The sequence below is a fragment of the Nostoc paludosum FACHB-159 genome, assembly GCF_014698835.1.
Taxonomy (GTDB): Bacteria; Cyanobacteriota; Cyanobacteriia; order Cyanobacteriales; family Nostocaceae; genus Nostoc; species Nostoc paludosum.
In genome coordinates this window covers 1-10,159 of sequence record NZ_JACJTU010000105.1, presented here as the reverse complement: position 1 = coordinate 10,159, position 10,159 = coordinate 1, and the positions used below count along the sequence as shown (strand labels likewise).

Here is a 10,159-nt window from a genome sequence, read left to right as displayed (position 1 = left end):
GCCTGTAATTTCGCTTCGATGCGGGATATTGCCCCGCTTGTAGATAATTACTTGACGTAAAAGCTTGGTAATTTCGGGCGCTGTCTGGGGTGATGCGGCGGCTGGCTTCTCTGACGCGGGTTTTGAAAATCCTTTCTTCTTTGTAACGAATGGGGCGATCGCCTGTTTTAATAAATTCTGGAAGCTGGTCAAGTCTTCCCTGACTCGTCCCAGTTCCCACTCTTGGCGGCTAATGACTCCTTGCTCGGTGTGGCGTGGTTCATACTGCCGTTGCGGAAAGCGAAACCCGTACTGCTTGGCAATGTGAAACAGGGTTCCAATCGAGATCCCTCCACGTCGGAAACTGCGAATTTTGGCGCGAATGTTCCAGGTTGTACCAGGAATGGAGGGCGACCACTTTTCAGCAATGATTTCGGCATCCGTTGGCCCGTAGTGATTGACCAAAGCCATCAGCACTTGGCGGCACTCATCGTAATTGCCACTGCCAGGGCTACGCGGTGGAATGAATGAGAGTGCTTGCTGGATCAGCTGTTCAATGTCCCAGCCTTCAACGTCGGAAATCTCCCTCCACTGTTGACGGCGTGACTCGATTTCTTGGATGCGCTGCTGGTATTCTTCCCTCTCATGGAGCGCGATCGCAATCGCTGAACTTACCCACTCTGTTGGTAGAGTAGCTTCGGGGTTGACTATGAGAAATTCCGCTTCAGTGTTGCCGTAGAATACGCGAGAAGCATCTTTACACGCAGGGTCATGCGGTAGCTGCTGCATCAGAGAGCGCGTACAAGCTTCTACTGTGTCAGCACCCTCAACGTATTGGGGCAGAAGGAAAATCAACCGGAATTTATGCCAGTCAGGTTTATGGCTCTTGGTGGTGTAGAGTAAAGCGCAGTGTTTTTGGATGAAGGGATGGGCTAGGGCTTCTTCAAGCGTTAATTGATGCTTGTAGACTTTAATAGAATTACCGTTAGAGTCCTTAATCGGCTTGCCATAAGCATCACGGGCGACATCAGAATTATCGATGTCTAGAGGTATCCATTGAGAACCGATGACATTAGCCTTACTGCGCCATTTACCATCTAACAAGCCAGCACAAACAGCGTGACCGGCTTTAATGTGTTGCTGGACATCCTCTATCGTGCCTTCTACGTCCCGGAAGTTGGCAGCTAGCTTTTTAAAGTCCCAGTCTTTATTAGAGCCACAAGTGTTGACAGCGAATTTAAACTTCGGCACAAGGCATTGACTTTTTGCCAATGCGCTGTTGTTGTTTATCACAGATGTACCCTCAAATAACTGTTTTTCAGCATTTCGAGGGGGTTAACGCACTGCTACACCTGATATCTATGAGATTTACTGCTTTTCTTGTTTAAACTTGGTTTTTATCTGGCAAAAAAATTGTTGAATTTATCTGCCAACATAACTTTGTAAATTGCCACAGCAACTCGTATAATATGAGTAAGCAGCGCGGAATGATCTCTGTTGCCAATTAGTGGTTAGAGCTTCCAACTTCGTTCCACTTCTTTGGTCTTTGAGAGATAAACCCCGCTCGCAGATATTTAAACCTTTAATTTTTACCGTCTGGCAAAGTGTTCACTACTTAGTAACGCTTTGTCTTTTTAGTTTTGGTGGTGTTGTGTATTTACCTCCATTACAACCTTCATTTGCCTTCATGCTTGATATTACAGAAATTCTGTCCGTTTTAGGTTTAACAAGACCTAATTCGTAGCTTGAAATTACTTAATAAAAGTTGATACTTTTTCAAGAGCCTGAGATTCTGTAAGTTGTTTTGATTTATGTCACCTCTCCTCAAATTTCAAATTGGGAGAAGTAACAGGTTTCTCATATATTATATAGCTCTAAAACTCCAAAATCTAAACTGACTTTTTCTTGTCTCTTTTTGTAAGCCATTCATTAATTAAATCCCTGATTACATCTTCCATAACTAAATCATCCTCCGTGCAAGCAAGCTTGAAAGCTTTGTGAATTTCTCGTGGTACTCTCGCACGGACAAAAACAGAGTCATCTTTATTGGTTGATGGTCTTCCTGGTTTTTTCTTTTCCTCCATAGCTCAAATACTCATTAATTAATTCTCTCAATTATCGCCAAAGCATAAGTAAAAATCATTTTCGAGTATTAGAGTATTCGAGCTATAATAATTGTGCAAGCCAAAAACAGCCACCCAACAAAGGCAACAGAAGCCAGAAAGTGATGTTTAGGCTTACCAAAACCTGGATGTGTGGATTATTGGCACTTCTGCCGATAAATTCTCCAAAGCCAGGATAAATAAGACTTTCACCAACCATCAGAACCATGACAACCACATACACCAATGCCAAAAACTGGCTCCTTCAAGCAGAGTTGCTTGCCAATTCCGGGCTAACTGACCTCACAGGAGGTAAGGACGCAGGAGCAGGTTACGGCAAGGCCATGATTGGTGATTTTTCTATCATGATGCCTGCCGCATACTCACTTGTTCGCAACCGCAACCTCATGCACCACGAAACCATATCTAAAGATGGGGTATGGGTACGGTATGTCGAAGGTTCACGCCTGGACTTAAAAGATATTCAATTTTTCTGGGGCAGTGCAGCTCTAGCACAGGCTGACCACACCCTACTTCATGACGACAAAGCTAAAAAAGCAGAACTGGCATTAGAAAGCATCCTTGCAGATTTAGCAGTTCTCAATATTCCCGATGGGTTCAAGCTTTCGATTAGTTTGAGCAATCACAACCCAGAACGCTGGGGACAAGAGATTAAACGCAGGGTATCAGGAATTCACACCTTCCAACATCTGCATCCTGTAACTCGTTCCATTGTCACTAAAACGGTTGACATAGAGGTTGCAGGCATTTACCCCGAAGGCTTTGGAAGCATTGCCCATTGCTTATTCGGTGAAGCATCCCTAATTCTTGACCCCTCGGAATTGGCGATCGCACTTGATATCGGTTCATCAACTTGGTTGGTGACTGTGTTTAACGGTAGCGGTGCAGTGATTGACCGCCATCTAATTGAGGGTGGAGCCGGTGAGTTGCACTCGATGATTGCAGAAGCTCTCGATAAGCGAAACGACAGAGTAAGTCTGCTTTCCAAGGATGTGAAGCACTCGCCTAGTCTCGTTAACCAAGGGATTCTCGAAGAAACCTTCACATACGGCGGCAACCACCTAACTGGTAAGAAGTTTGAAACCGAGTATAGCCAGTGCCTTGAGGATTGGTGGAGTACCAGAATTGAGAAATTCGCCAACTTTGTGACTGCTGGCAATTATCTAGACCGCGCTAAATACCTTGTCGCCTGGGGTGGGGGTGTTTCGCTGCCAGTGGTGGATCAGAACCTAGCCGGTTTAGGTTTTGTGGTCTTGAATAATCCCCAATTCATCAATGCTTTGGGGTTGAAGCTATTAACTCAAATTGCAAGAGGAGCTTAATCAATGAATTACGAATCTCGGCGTATAACCATCTCTTACTTAGCAGTAATTGAATTGTGCAAGATTTTTGAATTACCCCAAGATGCACCAACACAAGCACTTTCGGCAGGTGTAGAGAAGCTGATTTTTCAACACGGTAATCTGCAAACATCACCAAAACCCTCAACACCGCAATCTACACAGCCAAATAAATCAGCACTTAGCGCAATGGTCACTAATTTCAAAGGGGCAGCATGACCAAATCCAAAGTAAGGAATACGCTTTTTGGCATTGGTGCAACAGCCTTTGCTATTGCATTGGGCTACTTCGGAGTGCAGTACTTTGGCAAAAACAATATGTTCACTATCGCTGCGGTTGTGGGTGGTGCAGGTGCAATCAGTTATGTACTGCAAAAGCCAAAACAGCAGCCAGCCTCGACACAATTGGAGCCAGAATTATCCAAAACAAAAAAGAGGTCTAAGAAGGTATGAGCAACCAAGAAACCATGCAGACACAACCATCGCTAACCACTACCGAAATAATGACCATTCTCTTGGGTTGCGAACAGACTCTTAGGTTTGTGCAAGCATCCCCAAATTACAAACAAATTGAAGGCTCCGAGCGTTTCAGTACATCGAATGATTTGCGTTTGGGTGATGCCATTCAAGCACTTTTAGAGATTCACGAAGCAATCTTAGATATCGAGTTTTACTCCCAAGTTGAGGTAAAAACTTATGCTAAATAGAGTCTATGACTCAACCCTACTCACCAATTACAAGGTGTACCAAATCGATAGAACGCTGTACCAGTACCTATTTAGAACAGGGACAATCCAACACCCAAAGTATCACTTTCGCCCTCTTACTGGACAACGAAAAAAAGCTGATTTATTGCTCAATCACAAAGCTTTAACTACTCGCTGTTATGAAGTAACAGGGATGTCTACTAATGCTTCAGTTATCAGCCAAGAATCATTGCAATTATCAATTTTTTGAGGTGAATTATGAACACTCAACCACTGCCAGAATTGATTGCACAAGCCCAACAATTAGTAACCCAAATTCGGCAGCATCCCCAATATCAAGGCTTACATTTTGATTGCGATGTAACCATTGGCGATGTCACGCAGTTTTTCAACACTCTGCAATGGTCGGCCACAGCTTCTACTGTGGATATTTCGAGAGAAGGCTTTTTTCAGTGATGGGAGAGCGATCGCACTGGCCGGCAAGCACAGCGATCGCCCTTTCAGTGCATCAGGTAATACACTACAAGGATTTTAGCAACATGGCACTTGATTATAGAAACCCAAACGACTGGGGACGTTCACCCCTAACTGACTCCGCCTTGAGATTGCAGCAACTTTTAGCAGAAACTTCTTCTGATATTGAGCCAGTTGACCCAGACGTAGAAGAGACTTTTGATTACCCAACATTCACCGGAACTGAATTTTTAGCAACTCACTCTACCATTGACGATCATCCATACTCTGCTGCATTTGGTCAGTTCCTTGGTAATGGCATTGACCCAGACACAGCCAATCTCTTGGCACACGGACAAAACCGCTTTGACCTCATCAGTGATGACCTTGATTCTCCACTAAGGCAACGAGCAACCCGAATCTATGACCGTTTTGTAGAGATGAACTACTGGCCAGATGATGACGAGTCGGGGCATGAACCGGACAACTTTACTTGGGGTGAGCAGCCATGAACCGGACAGTAAAACTAAAACTAGATGCACCCATCACCTACGCTGCGTTACATTCCTTGAGTGGCATCAGCCAAGAAACTGTATTTCAAGCCCTCGACGGTAACCCATCAGCAGCAGCAACTGTAGCAGATTTCCGAATCAAGCAAACCCAACGCGCCCAGAATGCTAAGGCTGTATTCGGCAACTTAAACCAAGGGCTACAGGCAACTGAAGCAGTCATGGCAGAAGAAACCAAGTTTCTCACTGAGGCTGGTGCAAGCATTAACAAAATGGCTGATGGTTGGTCAAAAGTCAGGGTCAGCGATGCGCGTTTGGGGTACGGCTTAGAACAGAAGGTTATCGCCTCCAACAACCAATTAAGCCAAGAACAATTTCGACACGGGCGTACACTCAACCTACTTGGCGAATCGCACCGCGTCGCACTTCGGACGATTGAAATTGATTCCAACAAAGCGAAGACGCAGTTGTGGCAGCAGGTAAGGGACAAGCAGCAGGGACTATCACCAGCAGACAGAGCCAAAGAAACACTAAAAGACATCCACAGACACGGTTCAGCAGCAATGCGAGGAGTCAAAGGTTTCTTTAGACGGTTGATTGACTAACTCTTAAATCCCCCAGACTCACTGGGGGATAACCATTTGAAAGGTGTTCCTATGCTCATCAAAAATCAAAACCAGACACCCATCTATTTTGATGCAGAGATTGTAGACGAGCGTACACAGCATATTCAGGGCGAACAATACGACAGTGAACAAGTGCAGCAGGCGATCGCCCAAACCGATGGCGGTGTAACTGTACTTCGTGGGATTGCTCAAGGTGCAGTTTTGGCAGGGTTTCAAGTTGCGTCAACTCAATCTCTCTACCTTGCAGGATGTGTGGGGCTGTTCCCGGCAGTTGTGGCAGGCTTACCCGTTGGGCTTTCTGTGGCTGGGGCTTTGTGCTATCTACGTTTTGAAAACAGTTTCATTCCCACAATCAGCGACCGTCAAAAGTTTGGCCTTGGGGTAACTCGTACCCTCATGCTGGCTGCTAGTTCGTGGAAGTTAACCACTGATGCCCAACAGATGGATTTTGTAGCTCGTAGCAGTTTTTTGGGAGTCACCCAACAGGTAAAACAGTATGAGGGGATTGAGTCACCAAAACAAACTAATTTTCCCTTAATTCTCGGTTTTACCGCAGTCGTAGCAGTCATTCTAGCTTTCTATTGGCGTAAGAGATGACTATGGATACCAAACCATCTAATTTAAATCAACGCTCATACAGCTTACCACCGCGTCTAAATCTGGCAATCATGGCATCCATAACAGGCGCGGTGATTTGTGGTATCGCTGCCCATGTTGGCGACGGAATATCGAAGCGGGAACTATGCTTTTATCCACAGTCAGCCAGAATCCATGATGCACCAATAGAGGCAGGCGTTGGCAACCCTGATAAATTGCTTTTGGGTAACAAGTATTGTCGATATGAGCAGCGATCGCAAATTCCAGAACCTTACCTCAAGGCTAACCAGTACCGCACAAGTAACCCGAACTATAACCCTTGGGCATTTCTCCAGCACGATAGCCTGTACGTCTTTCGCTCATTGCCTGCTGACAACCCGTTTAAGATTCATCTGGGTATTGGTGCAATGGTGTTAGGGGCAATAGGTTTGTGGGCCACCAGCAGGGCAAGGGATTATCTAAGCGATATCAGACCACACTACCGAGCTACCAAACAATTTGAGGGAGTCAAGGCTAACTACTCTGTCAAACTGGGTGAGCAGTTGCTTGAACTATCTGGGAACGAATTACTTAAATACCTGCGTGGTATCAAAATCGCTGAGGCTAGACAGCAGTTTATAGCCAGCATCACCCCACAGCAAGTAACAGCCTTACTTATGGCGATGAATGCAGAGGACTATCAAGAGTTTGGGCATTTACTAGATGGGGGTGCAAGCTTCTCTAAGTTTGAGCCACCCCAGGCACAACTACCACACGGTGAACCGGGAACAGTGGAGGAGAAAGCACAGCAGCCAGTCATCGCCAACGGTGACAAATACCAATGGATGAAAAACGCGATTGGCTACCCTGCTTTACTGTTTGGGGGCATGGGTTCGGGTAAGTCGTGGACGACTAGAGAGATTGTCTGGCAGAAGGTTAACGCTGGTTGGGATGTTGTAGCTTTAGACCCTCACGGAACAGAAGTTGAATGGCGAGGGGTGAGGCTGATTACTGGCTATAGGGAAATCGCTGATTTCATGCAATGGTACATGGATGAAATGCGATTGCGCTACGCTGCTTACCGTTCTAGCGGCATGACTGAGGAGCAATGGACGCAGCATTTAAGGGCATCCGGTAAACAATTGTCGGTGATTTGCGAGGAGTTCACCACATGGACGGATCATATTATTGAGCCGATGCCATTAGATGCCCCCGACAACTGGAAACCTGACCCAGACTTCATTGGTAAATGGTTTCGCTGTGCCATGACTGAATCCCGCAAGCAATTAATGATTCCCCTATTTGTTGCCCATGACCGCACGATGGAGATTTTAGCCAAGGCTAAGGGATTATCTAAACTTAGAGATGCTGCCTTATTAGAGATTGAGTTAATTGCACAAGTTGACCCAATTACTACAGAGGCCAGGGCATCGGGTATGGGAAAAATTAAACTTCCAGGGCATGGTCAATGGTTGCCGATTGAACTGCCTAAACTTGACCACAAACGGATTGATTTTAGTGTTGATAAATCCGTCAAAGAATCGTCAGCGCCACCCATAGATAAAGCCACTTTAGAACGCATTTATGAACTGGAATTTAATATCGGTGGCAAGAGTGGTGATACCCATGATGAAAAAACAAAACTATCACCGATGGCGCAAAAGTTGTATGAATATCTCACCAGAACTGAGCGAATAGAAGCTGATGTAAGAGAGTTCAAAGGCAACTTTAAAGTGAACGGTGAGAGATTTAGCGTTGAGCAAATTAAGGGCTGGATGTATGAAATTGTTGGGGCAGGATTGGCGGATTGGATAGCCGAGGGTGTTATCAAGCTCAATCAAATTTAGCCGCTTTGGTGTCCGCGTGTCTGCTCCCCAAAACCCCCTTTTTTCGCGGACACTCCTCACCAGACACTACAGACACTAAAGCTTGAAAGCCTTATACAGTATGGACACGTTCAGACATTAGAGCAGACACACATCGGACACGTTTTGACACCAGATGTCTGTGACGTGTCCGTTGTGTGTCTACCAGACACTAATAACAAATCTGCCAAAAAATAGACAATTGATAAATTTTTCAAAATCTTGAGGGATTTTTCTCTCTTTTTATCGGTCGTAGTTATCCCAACGTCAATTCACCCGACTGTATATCAACGACTAACCGACGATTTGTTAACCATTGACGACCGAGTAAAACTTCTGTTAAATCTTTGCCAACATGTACAGGGATGTCAAACTCTTGACCATCAAATAGTACTTGACCAACATAGATGTCAAATTTTACATCTCCCCGTGCAGTTCGCATTGTTTGCTCTCGTAAACGCTCCCAACCAAGTGCATCTATATCTTGGTCATTAATCGCTAACCAATACGAAAAACCTGTATCAAACATCGCCTCAACAGGTAATTCTAATCCATCTGATGTTATTAAATTAATTTCAAAAAGTAGTGCTTCCTCATCACCAAAAAAACCGGAAATCGTCATATCGTGCCGCAAGCCCCAGACTCATTAATCCGAAAAGTATAGTGTATTTTGCCTGGATGCTGTTCGCGACATTGTAATGAAACTACTTCTAAATCTTTATCAACAAAATATTCTCCACTATCCGGTTCAACTGCAACAAACCAGTTGTAGTGAGTTTCAATTAATTCTGATTTGACTCGCTCAAAAATAGGTTGACAACGTTGGTAAAAAGCCTCGCGTTCGGCTTCACGTCGTGCAAATTGTTCCTCATTCCATTGGATTTCGGGAAATATTCTCCCCCTACGGACAACACGGGTAGACTTGGTTTCTGTCATGCTTTTTACCTATAAACCAATATCTATTATTTTAACGGTAAAGCTATCAAAGAGTGAACCTGGATTTCAGCCTCAGCTGCGTTTATTAAAATAATCATCGCTGTCGGGTTCAAGTAATTGGATGATACAATCCCGTTTTCTGATTAAATTCCCAGCCAATACCAGAAGTATCCTTGCGCTTAGACCATGCGAAAAAAAGCGGCGCGGGTTGACTTTCTCTTTCCTTACGAATAGTTTCTGGAGTTACCCCTAACCTTGAAGCCAAACTTTCTTCTGTAATTGGCTGAAACTTAACAGGTTGCCCTTGATTATAAGAATTGCCATAGTATGACTTACCCCGCCTTGGTTGATTATTAATATTACTTTGAAGCTGCATAATTACCTCGGCAAATTGTGCTAGCCGATTATTTATAGAGTCGATTTTTTGTTCTAAATCGGCGAGATGCTGGTTACTGGATGCATCGCTACTAATATCACCCGACAAACGTAATTCTAGATTATCCAGTCGTTCGCAAATAGCTAATATCGTTTGGGAAGTAGAGTTGGCGCTTCTACTGTTACTGTCCAACGCCAGTATTAATTCATCCAAAGAGTGAAGTACCTCGCTTGAGAGTCCTTGTCGGTGCAGCCGGGATAACTCCCTAACTGCTGGAATCAGGGGAGTGGGTACGCGGATCATCTCACTGGGTTTGTTAAGGTCAGGCATAGTGATATCGCAATTGATAGCAACAGCTATCGATATCAAGTAGATAGCAATGCTATCAACATATCAGAAATTGGATCGAGAAAGCAGTGTTCGCTCGACCATTTTTAATGCAGAGCAAGGCCCGAGAGAATTGCATTCGTACCTTGTGACTTACAGCACTTTAAAACAATTTAAGTCCAAATCATAACGACTGCGGATTAATGACGATGAAAAAGCCAAAGAATCGCGGAAAACATCCGTGAGAGGTTAAGGTAATTGCACATTTGTCAAGAGGGTGCAGGAAAAGGAGATAAATCCAGCCTGGAGACTGGTTTTCGTAGGGCTTTAACAACTCCTAAAT

The 10,159-nt window shown here is 44.6% G+C and carries 15 protein-coding genes; 10 read left to right on the top strand and 5 right to left on the bottom strand.

Translation table 11 applies throughout. The annotated features are described in order from the left end of the window. Both H6H03_RS38140 and H6H03_RS38135 read right to left on the bottom strand, forming a co-directional pair. A partial coding sequence (locus H6H03_RS38140) for a PriCT-2 domain-containing protein (RefSeq protein ID WP_190960183.1) occupies positions 1-1,272 on the bottom strand: 1,272 nt, incomplete at its 3' end. A gap of 596 nt (positions 1,273-1,868) precedes the next feature. Next, on the bottom strand, positions 1,869-2,063 hold the full coding sequence (locus tag H6H03_RS38135; protein ID WP_190572890.1) for a plasmid partition protein ParG: 195 nt from the start codon (positions 2,061-2,063) through the stop codon (positions 1,869-1,871). 245 nt (positions 2,064-2,308) lie between these two features. Between H6H03_RS38135 and H6H03_RS38130 the strand changes: the two genes are divergently transcribed. From H6H03_RS38130 to H6H03_RS38085, 10 genes are read left to right on the top strand one after another with little or no spacing between them, the layout of a single operon-like run. Beyond that, positions 2,309-3,424: a ParM/StbA family protein gene (locus H6H03_RS38130; RefSeq protein ID WP_190960182.1), complete on the top strand. Its 1,116-nt coding sequence runs from the start codon at positions 2,309-2,311 to the stop codon at positions 3,422-3,424. A gap of 3 nt (positions 3,425-3,427) precedes the next feature. Continuing rightward, positions 3,428-3,661 carry a hypothetical protein gene (locus H6H03_RS38125; protein WP_190960181.1) on the top strand — a complete coding sequence of 78 codons (234 nt, stop codon included), beginning with the start codon at positions 3,428-3,430 and terminating at the stop codon, positions 3,659-3,661. Next, positions 3,658-3,894 carry a hypothetical protein gene (locus tag H6H03_RS38120; protein ID WP_190960180.1) on the top strand — a complete coding sequence of 79 codons (237 nt, stop codon included), beginning with the start codon at positions 3,658-3,660 and terminating at the stop codon, positions 3,892-3,894. Before H6H03_RS38125 ends, H6H03_RS38120 begins: the two co-directional genes overlap by 4 nt. Continuing rightward, positions 3,891-4,148, top strand: coding sequence for a hypothetical protein (locus H6H03_RS38115; RefSeq protein ID WP_190960179.1), 258 nt, complete (start codon positions 3,891-3,893; stop codon positions 4,146-4,148). The genes H6H03_RS38120 and H6H03_RS38115 overlap by 4 nt, the downstream gene beginning before the upstream one ends. Continuing rightward, positions 4,138-4,398, top strand: a complete 261-nt coding sequence (locus tag H6H03_RS38110) for a hypothetical protein (protein ID WP_190960178.1) — start codon at positions 4,138-4,140, stop codon at positions 4,396-4,398. Before H6H03_RS38115 ends, H6H03_RS38110 begins: the two co-directional genes overlap by 11 nt. 8 nt (positions 4,399-4,406) lie before the next feature. Continuing rightward, the gene (locus H6H03_RS38105) at positions 4,407-4,604 is read left to right on the top strand and encodes a hypothetical protein (RefSeq protein WP_190960177.1); all 198 of its coding nucleotides are present in this window, start codon (positions 4,407-4,409) and stop codon (positions 4,602-4,604) included. Next, positions 4,604-5,113: a hypothetical protein gene (locus tag H6H03_RS38100; protein ID WP_242058202.1), complete on the top strand. Its 510-nt coding sequence runs from the start codon at positions 4,604-4,606 to the stop codon at positions 5,111-5,113. The genes H6H03_RS38105 and H6H03_RS38100 overlap by 1 nt, the downstream gene beginning before the upstream one ends. Beyond that, positions 5,110-5,715, top strand: coding sequence for a hypothetical protein (locus H6H03_RS38095; protein WP_190960176.1), 606 nt, complete (start codon positions 5,110-5,112; stop codon positions 5,713-5,715). The genes H6H03_RS38100 and H6H03_RS38095 overlap by 4 nt, the downstream gene beginning before the upstream one ends. 51 nt (positions 5,716-5,766) lie before the next feature. Then, the gene (locus H6H03_RS38090) at positions 5,767-6,333 is read left to right on the top strand and encodes a hypothetical protein (protein ID WP_190960175.1); all 567 of its coding nucleotides are present in this window, start codon (positions 5,767-5,769) and stop codon (positions 6,331-6,333) included. Positions 6,334-6,335: 2 nt separating this feature from the next. Then, positions 6,336-8,159 carry a hypothetical protein gene (locus tag H6H03_RS38085; RefSeq protein WP_190960174.1) on the top strand — a complete coding sequence of 608 codons (1,824 nt, stop codon included), beginning with the start codon at positions 6,336-6,338 and terminating at the stop codon, positions 8,157-8,159. A 274-nt stretch (positions 8,160-8,433) separates the two neighbouring features. Here H6H03_RS38085 and H6H03_RS38080 read toward each other — a convergent pair whose 3' ends face one another. The 3 genes from H6H03_RS38080 to H6H03_RS38070 all read right to left on the bottom strand — a co-directional run bounded on the left by H6H03_RS38080 (position 8,434) and on the right by H6H03_RS38070 (position 9,819). Then, a complete protein-coding gene (locus H6H03_RS38080; RefSeq protein WP_045875016.1) occupies positions 8,434-8,799 on the bottom strand; it encodes a retroviral-like aspartic protease family protein in 366 nt (121 codons plus the stop codon). Next, complete coding sequence (locus tag H6H03_RS38075; RefSeq protein ID WP_190960173.1) at positions 8,796-9,113, bottom strand: hypothetical protein; 318 nt, start codon at positions 9,111-9,113, stop codon at positions 8,796-8,798. Before H6H03_RS38075 ends, H6H03_RS38080 begins: the two co-directional genes overlap by 4 nt. A 109-nt stretch (positions 9,114-9,222) precedes the next feature. Next, positions 9,223-9,819, bottom strand: a complete 597-nt coding sequence (locus tag H6H03_RS38070) for a hypothetical protein (protein WP_190960172.1) — start codon at positions 9,817-9,819, stop codon at positions 9,223-9,225. Positions 9,820-10,159 lie beyond the last annotated feature (340 nt).